Origin of the sequence: Acinetobacter sp. F-1 (genome assembly GCF_022869025.1) — a bacterium.
In the GTDB taxonomy this organism is placed as follows: domain Bacteria; phylum Pseudomonadota; class Gammaproteobacteria; order Pseudomonadales; family Moraxellaceae; genus Acinetobacter; species Acinetobacter pseudolwoffii.
In genome coordinates, this window is record NZ_JAJKFX010000011.1 from 81200 (window position 1) to 99074 (window position 17875).

Consider the following 17875-nt stretch of genomic DNA (forward strand, 5'->3'; position numbering starts at 1 on the left):
CTCTCTCAGAATATTTAAAATAATAAATAAAATTAGAAAATAACAATATGAATTTGGATCAGCTCCATCCTTACGGATTTAGAACAACATTATTTGACCGTCTCTTGCCTCAGAACCTAATGAGTGTACAAGGGCTTTCTTTGCAGGCCTTAAGAGAATCAGTCGCTACTGATCTGGAAGATCTATTAAATAGCCGCATGGCTAATCTGGAGGGCAGGGTTGATCGCTATGATCAGGTCAAAGGTTCCATTCTTCAATTTGGCATTATAGATTTTGTCGGTCTTTCAACGGCGAATCCACTGGATCGGGACAAAATCTGCCGTTCTATTGAGCAGTCTATTCATGTTCATGAACTACGTTTAAAACAAGTTAATGTAGAGATGCTGGTCGATGAGCAGAATATGGGGAGCTTGTGTTTGAGTATCCAAGCTTATTTAAATATTTATCCACTCTATGAGCCGGTGATTTTTGATGCTTTTCTCAACCCCACAACACAACAATACGTGATTTTGCCTAGAACATCAGCAGGTGTGCTGTGATTGAAGAATTATTACCGTATTATGAAAAACAATTACAGGAATTTGGACAACAATCAAGAGAATTTGCCAAAAAATATCCGAAAATTGCTCAACGTCTTGCTCTCAATCAGGAGCAAATTGATGACCCGCATATTGAACGATTGATTCAGGCATTTTCACTCATTTCCGCCCGCATTGATAAAAAGTTACATGACAGCTACGAGGTATTCACTCGCTCTATTTTTGAGGTGATGTTTCCGCAGTATCTGAAACCTTTTCCAGCATGTTCAGTGGTCAGTTTTGAGGATTGCAATAAAATCCGACAGCTTAAAAGTAGCCAGCAGATTCCTAAAAAAACTGTACTAAAATCAAAAAGTACCCGTGGAGTACAATGCGAATATCGTACGGTAAAACAGGTTGAACTATTACCCATCGGATTAAAATCGCTCAGTTTTAAAACACATGCTTCGGCACATATTCATTTAAATCAGAACGCAACTCTAATCTTTGGTTTCGAGATTTTTAACCAGCAGCAACGACTGCTAGACCAACAAAAACTGCCGATTTATCTTGATGCAATTTCCAATCTCCCCTTGCAAGTACTGGATTGTATTTTTAAACCCGAGACCCGTTTTTCTATAAACACACAGACCCAAAAGATTGATATTGAAAATCCATTTGAGTTGCAGGGTTTTACTGAGACAGAAAGTGTATTACCAATCGATCAGCATACTCACCATGCTTATCGTTTATTAATTGAGTATTTTTGCTTTCCAGAGAAATTTAATTTTCTTGATTTGAATCTGAATTTTCTAAAAAACCTGAATATAGAAACTACAGAATTTGAATTAAAGATTCACTTTAAAATGAATCTGAATGATCAGGCAATGATCCGAAACTATTCAGAATTAAATAGTGCCAATTTCAAATTATTTGCAACTCCCATAGTGAATTTGTTCCCTAAACAGGCTGAACCACAGAAAATTGATCATCAACGCCTTGAATATTCACTCATAAGTGATATCCATCATCCTGAATATTTTCAGGTCTATGCAATCACTGAGATGAATATATTACGAGAAAAAAATGAAAAAAATCAGATGATTTTTTCAGTCTTACCTTTTTTTGCTATGAGTCATTATCATCAGGCAGATGGGCAGTTTTATTATCATCTATTCCCCGAGAATAATAATAGTACAGGACTAAAATATTCCATTATTTCAAAATCTTTAGAACCGCATCAAATTTCATCTGACTTTGTCAGTATCCAGTTACTATGCTGTAATCGGGATCTGCCTTATGAAAGTTACCATAAAGATCAAAACACCTTATCTTTAAATGACAGTAGCTTGATACGTAAGGCGATCTTAGTCAAAAGACCTAATTTACCCTATTATTTTGATCAAAAGCAGCAGGAACAGTGGCGGATTATTTCGCACTTATCATTAAATAATCTATCTTTAATGCAAGGGGATACGGTCAGCTATATTAAAGAATTACTTGAACTTTATAATTTGCCACAATCCAAAGAAAATCGCCTCATCATTAATTCAATTCAGGCTGTGCAATTTTCCCTGACGCAGAAACTGCGTGAGCATAAACCGTTTCCACTATTTGTACGTGGTGTCAAAGTTGAAATTCAGATTGATACCGAAATATTTCGGGGAGCTAGTCTCTATATATTTGTGCAGGTTTTAAATCATCTCTTTAATTTAAAGGTTCAGATGAATAGTTATGTAGACATGCACGTTATTGATTCAAAATCAAAACAGGAGTTATACCAATGCGTACAGCAGATTGGTGGCAAAAGGCTTCTGTAGTTGACCGGCTTTATCAACAACCGACCAGCTTTGAATTTATTCAAGCCACGCGATTATTAAGGCATGCGCCTGAACAGAAAAACGAGCAGGAATGGAGTAAAGCCTTTCAATTTATCAGTTCACTGAATCTTAATTTTCCAGTCTCTGAAATTGAATCACTACAAACTCAAGATAAGAAAGTGCAGATGACCAATTTAATTGTTGGGCTAACTGGTATCTTGGGAGAGTTGCCTTATATCTATACGGATAAAATTAAACAGGGCACACGGACACAACGAGAAGAAAGCTTGCATTTTCTGGGATTATTCAATCATAAGCTTACTGCACAATATGTCGATGCCTGTCTGAATTATCACTTAGCCTTACGCTATGAAATTGAGCAGGAAAATCATTATCTGAACCTGCTACATGCTTTGAGTGGTTATATGAGTCAGCAGCATGAACAGCAGAATATAGATGATTATTTTGCTGAATTTTCAGGTTTGATGCAGGGTCAAAATAATACACATTATGCCTTAAACAGCATCCTGTCCTGTATTTTTAAGTTTAACTTTCAGATCAATGAGTTCATTCCAGAAACCTTTCAGCTTAATGAACAGCAAAGAAGCTGTTTGGGAGAATCACGACCGGTTCGGCTGGGAATCAATAGTTTTTGTGGCGAAAGCCTTCAGCAAATTGATGAAAAAATTGAAATTGAAATCGGCCCATTAAAACGTGAAGACTATCTGAATTTTTTATCTGAAGGGATCCATAGTGTCAAATTAAAAAAGATTCTTCAAATCTGGTGTAGCCCAACCTTATTGGTAGATCTTCGGCTGATTCTAGAAAAAGATGAATTATGCTCAGTCCAGCTCGGACAAGCGAATCCTATTGGTTTGGCAAAAGGGGCGGTATTGCTGGCCAATCAGGCCACACATAATACGCAAACTTGTTATAGCCTGATAGGAAGCCTGTCATGATCAAGCCTGTCATTCAGACTTTTGTAGGCTTATTTGTTCTTACAAGTGGTCTTGTCATTTATTACTGGAGAGATATTCAGTACGATCCATCCAATATAGAGTTGACCCTGTATTTCGGTATTTTACCTTTACTACTTTGCCTGCTGTTATTTACACCTTATTTGATCTATAAAGCGCTAAAAAAGTATCAGCAAAGAAAACAAAAGCAGCAGGATCAAGCAAATTCATTGGCTCAAATACGTCAGCAAGATTCTGAAAATACAAAAGAACCCTTAAAGCCGATTGAAGATTACCCCCTTAATATTTTTTCAGCTGTAGCCTGGCACAGTTTTGGTAAAAATACAGAAATTTTAGAGAAAATGATGCAGTTTAGTAGTCCAGAATTAGACCCCAAATTGCTGAATTATTTTGGTCTGCCGCTATTGGCATATCGTATTCATGCCATAGATTCATTGCTCGAAAAAGACCAGACTGAGCAAGGAATAATGACAAGCTTAGGTGGACGGCGGATTCAACACCTCATTCAAAATCAACTGGAGCAGCATCAGGAAAGCCTGAGCTTAATATCCAGACAGTTAAAACATTCTGCATTATTTTATGATCAGGAGCTGGCTTATCAATATCGAATGCATCCGGGATGGACACAGGAAAATTACCAAGAAGATGAGAGTCATATTACACCTCTTATTACCGTACCAGTCGTTCGCTTAAATCGACTGAATCTTCATATTTTGTTAGCCGATCATTTGATTGATGATTGGAATGAAATATATCAGAAACAACTCTTAAGCCAGATTGAGCAGCAATATTCAATAATTCCTGCTCAGATTCATCTCCAGTTGCATTTCTTGCCAGCTGATCGTGCTTATTCCAACTGGTTGAATTTAATACAAGAGAGCGCAGGGCAATCCCATGAGGCCAGTCTTATCATCGTGGCAGATTCTGAAATTGATCAGGACTATCTCAATGATCAACTTTGGCAAAATGAACACTATATTGCGTCAGAATATGCTGCCAGCTGGTGTCTAGCTGCGCCTGAGTTAGAAATTGAAGGAATGATCCCGTTGCAAGCCCTGCAAGTAGCTAAGCATGTCACGCATTTGCAGGAATATCTGGCTCAGCATCAAGTTGATCTCTCTACTCAGCTAGAATGGCCTCAACCTTTTTTAGTTTTATTGGATGAAGCCACGCATTCCAAAAAGATGAAGAAAATACAAAAAAGTTTCGAAAATATTGACTTCGAACCAGATCATGTTGTTTATCCTAAAATTTATTTAGGGCATACGCAGCATTTAGCCACCGTTTTTGCCGCGATGTTGTCAGCACATCTAGTAGACAATGTCATTACAATAACCTATGGCCTACAACAAGAATCTACCTATTTATATTTTACCAATACAAAAAATGATCAACTCAATCAAAGCACATTAGTCGCTTAATTATTTATAAAAATTAAAATAAGAGATAACCGTGAATACACTATTTTATACCGTCTTGGGCTATGTCTGGCAGTACATTGGTAATCCTAAAGCGATGATGGCCTTATCTTTTTTAGTGGTCATTATTTCCATGAAGAATACGGTCGCTGATCGAGTCTTCTGGATTTTACTGTTGGTCTATGCTGCTATTTTAATAGGTTGGGGGATTTATGCATTTATCCAGCGTTATCGGTCTGCTAAACAGGACGAAAAAATTGCAACGGCCTTAGCTCAAAATACCGAGGCTGAAAGCAAGAATAATAAAGCAGAACTTCAGTTAATCAGTCAACAGGTCAAAGAGTCCATCCAGCTGATTCGTAAATCTAAACTGGGCGATTGCAAGGCTAATGCTGCACTCTATGAACTGCCTTGGTATATGGTGATTGGTCATCCTGAAGCAGGGAAAAGTTCTGCCATTTATCATTCAGGTCTACGCTTTCCATTTGAAGCAACCCATCAGAAAATGCGATCTGCCGGGCTCAATGGAACTCGAAACTGTAACTGGTTTTTTTCAACACAGGGTGTGTTGCTGGATACCGCTGGGCGGTATTCGGTCTATCCTGAAGACCATCCGGAATGGCTGGGATTTTTGAATATTCTCAAGAAAAATCGTGCTAAAGCCCCAGTGAATGGATTGATTGTGATGGTCAGTGTGGCCGAACTGGTCAACCAAAGTCCGGAGAAGTCTATGCAACTGGCCAAAAGTCTGCGGGCGCGTATACAGGATCTGACTGAACGTCTAGAGGTATTTGCTCCGGTTTATCTGGTATTTTCCAAGATGGATCTGATTGCCGGATTCACGGAGTTTTTTGATTGTTATCATGAGCAGGAATTTGATCAGGTTTGGGGTGCCACCTTGGCCTATGAACCAGCTTCCAGTGAAAATGCTGTTCAGTTGTTTGAAAAGCATTTCAGTATTTTATATGACGGACTCAAAAATGTAAGTACGACCCACTTAACCCGTCGTCATTCGCAGCAGATATCACCCAGCGTGATGACCTTTCCTTTGGAATTTAAGAGTCTTAAACCAGTATTCAAGACCTTTATTGCAACCTTGTTTCAGGAAAATCCTTACCAATTTAAACCGGTTTTTCGTGGCTTTTATTTTACCAGTGCCTTACAGGAAGGCCAGATTGAAAGTCCAATGACAAAACAGATTGCTAAGGATTTTCATCTGATTCGCAGTGATGATGAAATTGCGCTATCCACTCCATCAACATCCCAGAATCAAGGTTATTTCCTGAAAAGCCTATTTTCTGAGGTCATCCTTAAAGATAAGCATCTGGTAAAGCAGCATATTAATCCGGCACGAAAACGTCAGCGCTTTATGGCTTTTACCGGGGCTTTACTCACAGTATCAATTGTACTGAGTATGTGGATATGGTCTTATCGGAATAACCAGCAGTTAATGGCTGAGGTTCAGGCTGACCTGAATAAGGTGGTGCTGATGCAGCAACAGTCAGGAACTGAACTGGCCACACAAACGGATGCATTATTAATCCTGCAAGCGCATTTACAACAGTTGGATCAATTTGATCAAAGGCTTCCATTCAAGTATCGTTTTGGTCTGTATCAAGGGCATCAGATCCGGGAAAAACTGCAAGCTGAATATTTGAAAGGAATTGAGCAATTAATCTTGCAGCCTACCCAGCAGAGTATTGCGGAATATCTACAACGGGTAAAACAGCATTCGGCGACTTTAAAAGAAAATCATATCAATGTACAAGTTCAGCCGGTTGCACAAGTTCAACAACTGGCCTTAGCGCCATCAGACCAAAATCCACAAGATGCCTATAATGCGCTTAAGACTTATTTGATGTTGAGCAACCGCCAATATATAGATTCAAGTCATTTGAGTGACCAGCTGACACGGTTCTGGCGAAACTGGCTTGATCAGCATCAGGGGCAACAGCCACGTACCGAAATGTTGCAAAAGGCCGAACAATTACTCAGCTATGCCATGACTTTGACAGGTTCAAGTTCATTTCCTCTGCTTAATCCTGATACTGTTCTGGTGGAACAGACCCGTCAGGTTTTGTCAGCACTGACGACAGGCGTATCCGCACGTGACCGTGTGTATAACGAAATTAAAATGCGGGCTTCGGTACGTTTTCCAGCCTTAACCATCAAGCAGATGGTAGGGGAAAGTGCTCAAACAATAATGTTGGGAAGTTATGCCTTACCCGGTTTTTATAGCTATCAAGCCTGGAATGATTATGTACAACATGCCATAGATACGGCAGCTCAAAGCTCAACCGAAAGCAAAGACTGGGTATTGAATACCATCCAATCAGATGACCTGAGTTTCAGTGGGAGTCCGGAACAAATTCGACGCCAGCTGACTGAAATGTATAAAAAAGAATATATCAGTGAATGGCGTAAATTTTTAAATGCAATTCATTATGCCAAGACAACCGATTTTAATCAGCATACCCGTCAGATTGATATTCTGGGTGAGCCAGAAAACTCACCCATCCGCAAGGTCATTCAACGTGTAGCACAAGAAACCAGCTGGGATAATCCTGTGGTGCAAGCTGAATTGGCAGTTCCACAAAAAGGTTTTATTGCCTGGTTTAAACGTAAAGTATTGCAACGTGATGATGTGAAACTGGCACAGAATTCTGCATCACATTTATCTCATGGCGTGATTTCTAAAGATTTTCAGTTGTTTTATCAGATTGTACGCTCGCGAGACGATCTGCAGAACCGGTCGCTGCTAGATGAGTATATGCAGTCCATGGCCAAAGTTCGAAGCCGTTTCAATGATTTAAAAAGTTCTGGCGATATTGGTCCTGCCAGCATGATCTTAGTCAAACAAACCATTGATGAGCAGAACTCTATCTTTAATATCACACAGAAATTTGTCGATGAAAAAATGTCGGTGGGAAGCAATGAGCTGGATCAACAGCTGATTAAAAAATTATTGAGTGTGCCGCTGACACGTTCCTTTGAAAGCCTGATGATTCCGGCCCAGGCTGAAATGAATAAATTATGGCAGATACAGGCCTATCAACCATTTAGTGGAAATTTGGCACAAAAATATCCGTTTAGCAGTCAGGCCAGTTTACAGGCAAGCTCTCAGGAAATTAATCAGATTTTTGGTGAAAATGGCAGTATTGCACGTTTTGTCAAAGAGCATCTGGATCCTCTGGTGATCCGTCGCGGCTATAGTCTGACTTCAAAAACCTGGCAAGATTTAGGCATTAGTCTAAATCCTGCCTTTATTGCAAGTTTTCAGAATTATGTCGCACCGGTACATGGTCTGGCGACTGGAGAGTTAAACCATACCAATTCAAAAACCGTGAACCTCAATCAATCTAATTTTCAGTTTTATCCCTTAGAACAGTCTCACTTACTAGCGTATACCATTGATATTGATGGACAAAGAATGCTATTTGAAAATGGTGTTCAACAATGGGTGAATTTTATCTGGCCAAATCCTGGCACCATTCCGGGCGCGCGAATCACAGTAATCGATCTGGAAGGGAAGACCCATACCATATTTGATGAACCAGGTGAATATGGCATCAACCGCATGATTGATAATGCACAACGTACTCAAAAAGGCAATATTTTTGAAATGGTGTGGCGCAGCAAAGATTATCCTGAACTATTTGTGAAGACCCATTTCCGACTGGTGAGTGGTAATAATTCAAGTTCTATCGGAGGTCAGCCAAATTATAGCAATTTGCAACTGGTAGATCAGATCGTCTCGAATAAATCGGTACGTGTGGTCGCTGCACAGCGTACTGCGGTGTCTGAACAAATAAATCAAACATCTATGCTTCCGGTAGGAAAAACAGGAGCGACGACGCCATGATCTTTTTAATCCAAAATAAATAAATAAATAAATAAATGTCAGATGAGCTTAACTCACGATATTAAACTATAAAAAACACATGGGGTAGAAACCTGAAATGAAAATAAAAAAAACCTGCTTAAAATTGAATTATATAAATAAAATCATAATTTTATTATCTATATGTTTAGGCGGCGGCGTACAGGCCCAATCCATTATTGTTGAAGGTGTTGTACCGAATGACAGCACACAACAGGAAATTTTGAATAAACTCTATGCAACTTATGGCCAGAAAAATGTGATAAATCGCATTCAGATCCGTCAAGTGACAGCACCAATTGGATGGTCGAATGCGGTAAATAAGGTGATTAATGATGATCTTAAAAAGGTAAAACAAGGTAAATTAACGGTCAAAGGGTCTAATATTCAGTTGATTGGTAAGGTTTTGAATCTTCATGAAATGGATATCACTACTAAAAAGTTTCAAGGTTTAATACCAGCAAATTATCATTTAAATGCACAGCTCACTGTAAATCAGGCAGAACAGCAGATTATTGATGCGGTATTAAAGAATCGCATTGTTGAGTTTGAATCTGGTAGTGCGGTACTGGCAGCGTCCGGTGCAAAGATTCTGGATGAAATGGTCATAGCTTTAAATAAGGTGAGCGGAAAGAAGGTACGGATTATTGGACATACTGATAGTTCCGGTGATGCCAACAAAAATATAGTACTGAGTCAACAGCGCGCAGAAGCCGTAAAGAATTATTTAATCAGTAAAAATATAGCAGCTGAAAATTTAAGTGTTGATGGTTTAGGATCAACTCAACCTATAGCTGATAATTTAACAGCTGAAGGTCGTAAGAAAAATCGCAGGATTGAATTTGAAGTGCTTTAAAGCTTAGGTTGCTTGAGCAACATATCTATTTGTGGCTTACAGATTGATTTCGTATAATGTATATTATGTTAAATACCGTTTACCATACAATAACTTCATAAGTGTCTTACTCTCATCTTAATTCAATAACTTAAAGAACTATTTGTTTTTATTAAAATATGATATGTTGAACAAAATTTTAATTCATAAACTTCATCATGTTTGAACTAAAAACAATCCGTTTGACAAAAAATAGTTCAACTAAAAAACAATTAATATTATTGTTTGACCTAGACTCGTACTGCCCTTGCTTATACCCATTGTTATTCTCAATGAAAGTTTTACGCTTTCAAAGTTTATCCACACAGTCTGCAGATCTGACCGCATTAAAACTCTGGTACAGTTATTGGTTCAGCAAATATTCAACATCGTTCTGTGAGTCTTTCTTTTCTTCAGCTTATAATTTCGAAATTATTCAAAATGAAATTGATAACTTTATAATTTATTTGGAGAATAATAATCAATTTTATAATGTTCTTCGATTGAGAAGTAACAATGATATTAATTATGACACACTGGCTATTCGTGTCAGATCCCTATTAAAATTTTATATGTTCTTGATTGATGAATATTTAACATTACATTCACAGCCAAATCTTAAAAGAAGTGAAATTAATCGAATTAAAGAAAATTTAGATAAATATATAAATTATAAGAAAAAAACAGTTAATCGCTTTTCTAGAAGAAATAAAACGATTAAAAATGAGATTAACTATCTTTTTAAGAGTTTAACAACTGAAATGCTCGAAGATTTATACAAAATCATAGCTCCAAGTAATTCAAGACTTATTAATCCTTTAAACCCATTTAAACTACATGATGCTCAGTTTAGAAATTTCCTAATAGTCCATTTAATGCTTAACTATGGGTTGAGAGTTGGTGAATTAATGTTGTTAACAGTTAATTCAATTAAAAAATCAATTCAGGGAAAGTCTTATAGTCTTATTATTGCGAACACAGAAGATGAGTTTGATAATAGACAAAGAAAACCTAATATTAAAAATGATTATTCTTATCGAGTCCTTGAATTACAGGAGAGAGACTATCAATTTTTGAATATTTATATGACCCAGATTAGAAAAAATAATCCATCAGAAATTTTATTTACTTCCTTAAAGGCACCCTACTCTGCTTTAAGTTACTCTAGTATTAATAAGCTTTTTGATAAAATTAATGAAGCATTAAGAATCGCTGTACCAGAATATTTTGATGACAGAGCTTATGATTCAATTGAGAAATTAACTCCTCATGTATGTCGTCATACTTGGGCATATATGATGTTAAGTTATTCCTTTAAAAAATATGAAACTGATGTGAGACTCAGAAATCCTTCACATGACGTTATACATGGGGCTTTAGATAAGGCAAAGGAAGACTTGCGTAGCATGGGAGGATGGTCTCCAACAAGTGAAATGCCGAGCTACTATGGTAAAAGATTCATTGTTGAACGGGCTAACCATTCAAACTTAAGTAGAATTATTAATGCGAGTATAAATGTTGAATAAAAAAACAACACCACAGTTAGGCTTAGATTTGGAAGATAATCATGAATATATTGATGATTTTAATATTTTTTATAGCCAAGACTTAATTACGATAGATGCATTATCTTTACCTAGAATAACTCGATTTCATCAGGCTGATAAATTCGATGATAAATTTATTAAAATAGAAAGTTCTACATGGGATTTTAAGTATTCTGGTAGAAGAGTATTTCTAGATTTCAATGAATTAGACCATTACGAAGTTAAATTATTGAAGTTTTTTCTAGTTAATTATATCCAAATTAATACACCATCAAAATTAGATGTTAAGTTTAATGCTTTTAAATTTTCCATCAAATATCTAAAAGATAAAAAATTAAAGTTTTCACATAATAACTTTAAAAGAATATTAATTGACTTAGCCAAGAGAAATAATAGTGGTTATTATTATGATTTAAAATTTTTAGTTAGATTGTTAGCTATAGAAAATTTTTATGAATTTGATGTTGATCAAGAATATGAACTTGAATTTATTGAACGCCCTAAATCCTTTAATTCTAATTTATATTATCAAGAATATGAAGATAGAATAGATTATCCTCTTATAACGATGATTCAGCAAGGGTTTACTACATTAGGCTATGATTTGGTTACTAAGCCTCAATCTGTTAAAGACCATACCCTTCTATATGCTTCTATGCTTGGCTTAGTCTATATATCTGGACTTAGGCCTGTTCAGTTATCAAAATTGAGCGTGAATGATATAAAACAAGATACGACTAGAGATCTTGATAATTTTCATCGTTATAGCATTTTAATTCCTTATGCTAAACAAGCACGTTATGTGCATGAAAAAATAGCAGTAAAACTACCAGAAGAATTAGCTAATATTGTTTTAGCTTATATCGGAAGATATAAGCTATGTTCTGATGAAAAATTATTTAATATGGGTGATAACGCTGCTAATTTTTGTCAATTTGCAATTAACACTCAATTATTCGATTTTGCTCCAGCAGCATACAAAACTGCTGTTCTCTGTGGTGAAATGATTCAGCAAAAATATTCTTATTCAGACTTCAGACATCATGTTGGATATAGTCTAGCTATAGCTGGATCTACTGCAGAAGAAATAGCTTACGTTTTAGGCCATTCTTCACTAGTAACAGCTAGACATTACATATTTTCTACACCTGAAATGGCACAGATTAGAGCTCAAGCACTTGGTAGAAATTCATTATATAAGCAAATGATAGCTATGTTACTTACAGGCCGTCTAGTTTATAAAAAAAATTGGCGAAATAAGAGAGTTTTAGGAAATATTGGTGCCAATATTCATTATGATATTGGTGGGTGTTCATATAAAGAAAAATGTTTATTTCAGCCAGTGCGCAATTGCTACGGTTGTATTTACTTTCACCCTTTTGTTGATGCTGATCATGCAAATGTATTAAACAGTATCCAAGAAGAGATTAATGATTTAATTAAATTATCTGATGGTATTGGTATATCTAGAAATCCACTAATTAGAGTACATGAATCAACAAAGTTTGAGATCGAGTCTGTAATCATGCGATGCAAGATGTATAAGGAAGATAACTATGAATATTGAGCTTTATACTTCTTTTATTAATGAGCAGAAAGCTTTTTTTGATGAATATATTTCTCCTACTTTTAAGAATAGTTGGCATGATCCTACATGGCAAGGTGGTACACGTGGTTCTGGATGGCTTCTTTCTAGAAGTGCAAATACTAGCTTCGCATTCAGCAGTATTAATCGGGTAAAAGGAATAAGAAATTTAAATATTGATAATGAATTTCAATATTTTATGAAAGCAGTATTAATCCTAAGTTATCGAAAAGCCAATATGAAATCATCTCCGCAAAAATTATATGCGGAGTTGCTTGTTTTGAAGCGCTGGTATAGTTCTTTATTAGATCAAGATAAGGAAAATGTTCATCCATGTATGCTAGATACTAATATTCTAAATTGTTCTTTTAAAATATTAGAAGAAAACTCTAGTAAGGCTAATTTACCTGATCATGCTGGAACATATTTAAGATTACAAGAAATGTTAAATCATTATGGCTTTACAACTAAGCCCTTAGAATTTTCACAAAAATTTTTATATATTAATCGTCAAAATAGAACGCCAAATGCAAAAAAAACAAAAGATTTAATTGATCAATTTGAGCTTAATGAGGAAGATTTAGATAAAGAAAAACTAATTACAATTAGAACATTTATCAATATAGTTTCTTTAATTAACTTATGTCAGGCTACTGGTGAAAAGTTAATGTTAAATCTTATGCTATTATTGATAATAACAGGTTTACGTTCAACGGAAGCATTTTTATTAAAAACAGATGCATTGATTAAGCGCCCTATTTTAGACCCATTCACCAAAGAACATATAACTTTAGATGGTGTTAAACAATACTCATTAGGTATTCAATATCATGGGGCTAAAGGATCTGGCTATAGAATACATTGGGTAGAACCATCAACTGCGAATTTAGTTGAGCTTATTTTTAAAAATGTATTAGATTTGACCAAGGAATATAGAGAACATCTTCGCTACATAAGATCAAAGCAGTGTATAAATATTTTACCTCGATCACTCGATGAAATTCAAAGTGATTATGTTGAAATAGATGATCTGATAGGAACTATATTTTCTGTTAAAGAAAGCAAAAAAGGCCATGGATATCAGAGAGATAAAATCTACACTACACTAAGCAATATAGTTGAGCCAAAAAGAACAGTCAAAGAGTCTGGTATTATTAAACGATATTATTTAAAGTCAGATATTGAAAAATATCTTAGTTATAAAGCTGAAAATTATAAAATAAATCATAAATTTAATTATATGGGAGGTGTTGAGGATATTCCATATGAAGAAATTTTATTTTTGCACCAGTTTAACTCTACAAATCTATTTGGATCTTTTATAATTCAACCAATTATAATTTTATTTAACATAAATTTATTTAATGCTTTTTTTGGAAATTCCTCCAAAGTGTCCGTTTTTAAAAAATATATGCTTTATGAGGATACTAAAGAGCTTTCTAAAATTTCATCACATATCCCACGTCATAATATAAATACTTTTCTTGCTTTAAGTGGTTTATCAGAACATTTACAAGCAATATTAATGGGACGAGTAGATATTAATCAAAATCAGTATTACCAACATTTAGCATTAAAACAATATAGAAAAGCGGCTAGTTTATTTGAAAAGAATGAATTAGTTTTTTATAAAGAAAAAGATATTCCTTCAGTACCTATTCCTTTACAGTCAATAAAGAATGATGGATTAATGTTTTTTTCTAAAAACTTAGATCTTGAGCATAATTTAAAAAAGAATTTACAGACCTTTGATAATAAGGGTGAAGTCTCAAATTACATTAAAAATTCCTTCTTTGATGAATATTTTCAAGATATTGCTCAATCTTTTAATGAGCTTATTAAAGATGATGTCACTCAAGCAAATCAATTAGTACAACGTCATGCCTATTTGCACCCCTTACCTTTTGGGGCATGTATGCGGGAAATAGCAGTTCATGACTGCCCTAAACGATTAGCGTGCCAATCTGGAGATCAATGTGGTAATTTTGCTTTAACTGACCGTCAAGGTGAACTTGACGCAATTCAGCAAACGCTAGGTCGTTTTTTAGATCAATTCCAAAAAATAGAAAAACTGGTTATCGATGATGATACCTATAAAGAAATGTTAATAGACTTAAGAAAAAAAATTGACTATTTCACTAAGCTTAAAGATAAAGCTCTATATAGAAAAAGCAAGCTCATTCCAGTTCCGGTTTTTGACTATGGCAATCATTTAAATAAACTGCCAACTACATTAAGTGAATTATTTGCAATCGAGCAAAAGAAATTAGAATCAAAGGAACACTAGTATGTTACGTGGCAAGCAATTAGATGATGAAATAGAAAAAGAGTTACAATTAATGTTGATAGAGGGTTTTGATAAATCTCCAATCTCTCCAAAAGCATTGCATGACCGCCTCATTAGAAAAGGTTATATTTCAGGAGGTTTAAGTACATTAAGCAGTATTAATCGTAAAAGATTAATCAACATTTATACTTCAAAACAAATTGAAGAGTTAAATCTTCGTGAAAAAGATAAACAAAATTTTGTTAATAGAAAAACAAGACAGGCTTTGATTAATACTAATACTTATTTACGAGAGCAAATTGGTGTATTGGAGGACCAACTAGACCAAAATACTAATACTCTTATGAGTATTATTGATGAAGTTAAGTTAAGAACAAACCTAAAAGTAGATCATCTTTTAGCTCCACATTTGCTTAAAAAATATTTGGAACGTGAGTAAGAGTGCCGCTTGTTAGTGTGCTTTGTTGCATAAAGGCATCAGACATAGATCTTCCCTAAGTTACTCAAACTCAAGTGACAATTTAGGTATGATGTCGTCCTAATTCCGTGAATTTATTTAACACTGCTAAGCGTGCATGAATTTCATTCACCTAACAAGGCAAGCACCTTGCCGTTAATTTATCGCCTAATAGTTTGATGCAGTGCATCTTGGTTTCCACCAAGCTTCGCCGATGATAACCAGATCACTTTTTCCAAACGGCTCTGCCTAGACGTTTTACTGTTTTTAATAATTCATTTCTCTCTAAAGACCCTGTTTTTTGATCTTTCCAGGGGTTTGCATTTTTTCTTGGAGGAATGACTGCATCTGCTTGACGATCTAAAATCAATTGTCTACAGCATTTCATGTCATACGCTCCATCAGTATGAACAGAATCAATTCGCTCATTAGGTAGCTAAATCAAACCAAATTGATATGTTTCCTCGATTGATCAAGGCTTTATTGTAGGTGGACCAATTGATTGTACGATAGATTTTGGGTGTAAGCTTTTTCATTAGATAATTATATTGCTGAAGAAGCCTTCAGTGGTAGGCTTGTGCAACAAAGCCTTGCAAGTGTCAAATATAAAGGACTTCTATTTTAAATAAATAGCATTAATTCTTTAAAAGATTACGGTAATAAGCTTTGTGGTTTTACTTCAAGTGTTTTTGCTATGTCATAAAGCTTTTCGACGGTAATACTGACTTCGCCTCTTTCTATTCTTCCGATATAACTTCGATCAATTGAGGTTAAAAGTGCTAATTGTTCCTGACTTATTGTCTTTGCTTTTCGTACTTCTTTTATATTTGATCCTAAAAATTTTGCTAACTCGACATTCATAGTAAATTACCATAAATACGAGAACTATCTTGAATTGATGATTATTAATCCACGGATTATAATCCTCATTATTTGAGTTAATTTTATGAAGCTTGATAAGTACCCCCTGTTTAATGAGCTTTTAAAGGTTTTTGACCACTATGAAATACAATCTTGGACAATATCGGATTTCATGTTTCATATTAATGAAATTAATGGAACAGATGCGAGCATTGATTGTCACAAGTTTGGGCGTTTAATATTTCGCCTAGTTAAAGATGGATATTTAACATTCGATTCAGATAAAAGTCAGGGTTCTTCACGAACATTTTCTGGAACAGAAAAATTAAAATATATTCGCAATACAGGCATTAATGAAATTGATACAACGGTTCAGGATTTATTAAATAAAAAAGCTGAACTTGAAGTGAAATATGAAGGATTGATGAGTGAGGTCAAAGCGTTAGAAGCTTTAAAAGATTCATATCCTTCAATTAAGAGAAAAATTGAAGAGGTAATATGCATAAAATCAAGGCAAATTATAGAATTAATTGCAAAAATTAAAGCTGTAGAATCAGTTGTTAATTATATATGTAGTTCAAAGTAATAGGATCTAAAGAGAGTCTTCAAAATTTATTAGCTTTATTCACATGCAGTTTTTCGTTTACATGAGAATGTTTTTCTACTGATTTTGATTAGAAACCCACGTAAAATTTCTCAATCAGCTTCCGTGTCTTGATCATCAAATTGCTAAAAATGCTCTCCCGCTCAAACAGCTTAACCTTATAGTTTGGCAGGTCTTTCAGCTCTTCCTTACGCGGCAAACGCTGGGTGAACTGATAGTGTTCCAGTACCTTCTGCATCACCTCAGGTTTCAGGTTTTCCTCGGCGCAGAGGTGCTGATAGGCCTGTTCTTTCTCAGCATCCCAGAATGCGGCAAAGGCCGTTTGCACGCTCTGCCCGTTAATCATCTTCGGCATGTTTTCTTCAATGAACTTCTGAATCAGCTCTTGCTTGTCATGCAGGGTAACTTCATTACCGATCAGATCATGCACCTGTGCTTCGTACTTTTTACGTTTACCTTCATCATCACTGTTAATAGCCAGTTGAAGCAAGTTGATGATATAGCCGACATTAATGCGGTCACTGTGCAGCAAGTCCAGCTGGAAATCGACATCATCCAGCACCGACACTTTTTCTTTTTTATTGGTCTTACGTACATCACGGCACAGGTCGGCATACTTGGAAGCAAAATTGGCAAAGTGCTGTTTATCCAGTACGGTCTGATTCTGGTCGTATTCAATAAAGGTCTGTAGTTGGGCGTTGTAACGCATCACTTCACGGAAGGCTTTAATAAACTCCAGCTGCTGATCTTCCGTAATGAGATCATCTACACTTTGATAATCAGGCGTGATCTTGAGCAACTTCTGAACAGCGGACTCATAATCCTGTTTAATTTCCTCATAGCTTGGTACTAATACCACTTTTTGAGCTTCTTTATTGGAAAACAGAGCTAGAGCTTCATCCGTGGCACGTTTCAGGTTACGGAAACAGATGATATTGCCAAATGGTTTTTTATCATTGTAGACACGGTTGGTGCGAGAGAATGCTTGGATCAGACCATGGTATTTTAAGTTCTTATCGACATACAGCGTGTTTAACGGTTTAGAGA

General features: G+C 35.5%; 12 protein-coding genes and 2 pseudogenes. 11 read left to right on the forward strand and 3 right to left on the reverse strand.

The window, feature by feature from the left end; all coding sequences use genetic code 11:
- Window positions 1–47: 47 nt before the first annotated feature.
- The 10 genes from tssE (at window position 48) to LOZ91_RS11220 (ending at window position 15345) form a co-directional block, all read left to right on the forward strand.
- Entirely contained in the window at window positions 48–539 is a 492-nt protein-coding gene (gene tssE, locus LOZ91_RS11175) for a type VI secretion system baseplate subunit TssE (RefSeq protein WP_005096862.1), read from the forward strand.
- The gene (gene tssF, locus LOZ91_RS11180; RefSeq protein WP_244783205.1) at window positions 536–2338 is read left to right on the forward strand and encodes a type VI secretion system baseplate subunit TssF; all 1803 of its coding nucleotides are present in this window, start codon (window positions 536–538) and stop codon (window positions 2336–2338) included. Before tssE ends, tssF begins: the two co-directional genes overlap by 4 nt.
- A complete protein-coding gene (gene tssG / locus LOZ91_RS11185; RefSeq protein WP_244783206.1) occupies window positions 2302–3297 on the forward strand; it encodes a type VI secretion system baseplate subunit TssG in 996 nt (331 codons plus the stop codon). The genes tssF and tssG overlap by 37 nt, the downstream gene beginning before the upstream one ends.
- Window positions 3294–4736, forward strand: a complete 1443-nt coding sequence (locus tag LOZ91_RS11190; protein WP_244783207.1) for a hypothetical protein — start codon at window positions 3294–3296, stop codon at window positions 4734–4736. Before tssG ends, LOZ91_RS11190 begins: the two co-directional genes overlap by 4 nt.
- A gap of 31 nt (window positions 4737–4767) precedes the next feature.
- Window positions 4768–8595, forward strand: coding sequence for a type VI secretion system membrane subunit TssM (gene tssM, locus LOZ91_RS11195; RefSeq protein WP_244783208.1), 3828 nt, complete (start codon window positions 4768–4770; stop codon window positions 8593–8595).
- A 97-nt stretch (window positions 8596–8692) separates the two neighbouring features.
- Entirely contained in the window at window positions 8693–9469 is a 777-nt protein-coding gene (locus LOZ91_RS11200; protein WP_074382802.1) for an OmpA family protein, read from the forward strand.
- Between the two features lie 197 nt (window positions 9470–9666).
- On the forward strand, window positions 9667–11013 hold the full coding sequence (locus LOZ91_RS11205; protein WP_244783209.1) for a site-specific integrase: 1347 nt from the start codon (window positions 9667–9669) through the stop codon (window positions 11011–11013).
- Window positions 11003–12601, forward strand: a complete 1599-nt coding sequence (locus LOZ91_RS11210; RefSeq protein ID WP_244783210.1) for a site-specific integrase — start codon at window positions 11003–11005, stop codon at window positions 12599–12601. Before LOZ91_RS11205 ends, LOZ91_RS11210 begins: the two co-directional genes overlap by 11 nt.
- Entirely contained in the window at window positions 12591–14906 is a 2316-nt protein-coding gene (locus LOZ91_RS11215; protein WP_244783211.1) for a hypothetical protein, read from the forward strand. Before LOZ91_RS11210 ends, LOZ91_RS11215 begins: the two co-directional genes overlap by 11 nt.
- A gap of 1 nt (window position 14907) precedes the next feature.
- Complete coding sequence (locus LOZ91_RS11220) at window positions 14908–15345, forward strand: hypothetical protein (protein WP_244783212.1); 438 nt, start codon at window positions 14908–14910, stop codon at window positions 15343–15345.
- 82 nt (window positions 15346–15427) lie between these two features.
- Here the strand turns inward: LOZ91_RS11220 and LOZ91_RS11225 are convergent.
- Both LOZ91_RS11225 and LOZ91_RS11230 read right to left on the reverse strand, forming a co-directional pair.
- Window positions 15428–15899: pseudogene (locus LOZ91_RS11225) on the reverse strand (transposase).
- Between the two features lie 115 nt (window positions 15900–16014).
- Window positions 16015–16224, reverse strand: a complete 210-nt coding sequence (locus LOZ91_RS11230) for a helix-turn-helix transcriptional regulator (RefSeq protein ID WP_244783213.1) — start codon at window positions 16222–16224, stop codon at window positions 16015–16017.
- 85 nt (window positions 16225–16309) lie between these two features.
- Here LOZ91_RS11230 and LOZ91_RS11235 point away from each other — a divergent pair, with 85 nt between their 5' ends.
- A complete protein-coding gene (locus LOZ91_RS11235; RefSeq protein WP_244783214.1) occupies window positions 16310–16810 on the forward strand; it encodes a hypothetical protein in 501 nt (166 codons plus the stop codon).
- A gap of 88 nt (window positions 16811–16898) precedes the next feature.
- On the opposite strand, the pseudogene LOZ91_RS11240 reads toward LOZ91_RS11235, so the two are convergent.
- Window positions 16899–17875 (reverse strand): annotated as a pseudogene (locus tag LOZ91_RS11240) (type I restriction endonuclease subunit R); the annotation flags it as partial.

Coding starts and splice junctions, on each gene's coding strand:
- tssE (WP_005096862.1), top strand. CDS start 48: ATGAATTTGGATCAGCTCCATCCTTACGGATTTAGAACAACATTATTT.
- LOZ91_RS11220 (WP_244783212.1), top strand. CDS start 14,908: ATGTTACGTGGCAAGCAATTAGATGATGAAATAGAAAAAGAGTTACAA.
- LOZ91_RS11235 (WP_244783214.1), top strand. CDS start 16,310: ATGAAGCTTGATAAGTACCCCCTGTTTAATGAGCTTTTAAAGGTTTTT.
- LOZ91_RS11190 (WP_244783207.1), top strand. CDS start 3,294: ATGATCAAGCCTGTCATTCAGACTTTTGTAGGCTTATTTGTTCTTACA.
- LOZ91_RS11230 (WP_244783213.1), bottom strand. CDS start 16,224: ATGAATGTCGAGTTAGCAAAATTTTTAGGATCAAATATAAAAGAAGTA.
- LOZ91_RS11215 (WP_244783211.1), top strand. CDS start 12,591: ATGAATATTGAGCTTTATACTTCTTTTATTAATGAGCAGAAAGCTTTT.
- LOZ91_RS11210 (WP_244783210.1), top strand. CDS start 11,003: ATGTTGAATAAAAAAACAACACCACAGTTAGGCTTAGATTTGGAAGAT.
- tssG (WP_244783206.1), top strand. CDS start 2,302: ATGCGTACAGCAGATTGGTGGCAAAAGGCTTCTGTAGTTGACCGGCTT.
- LOZ91_RS11200 (WP_074382802.1), top strand. CDS start 8,693: ATGAAAATAAAAAAAACCTGCTTAAAATTGAATTATATAAATAAAATC.
- LOZ91_RS11205 (WP_244783209.1), top strand. CDS start 9,667: ATGTTTGAACTAAAAACAATCCGTTTGACAAAAAATAGTTCAACTAAA.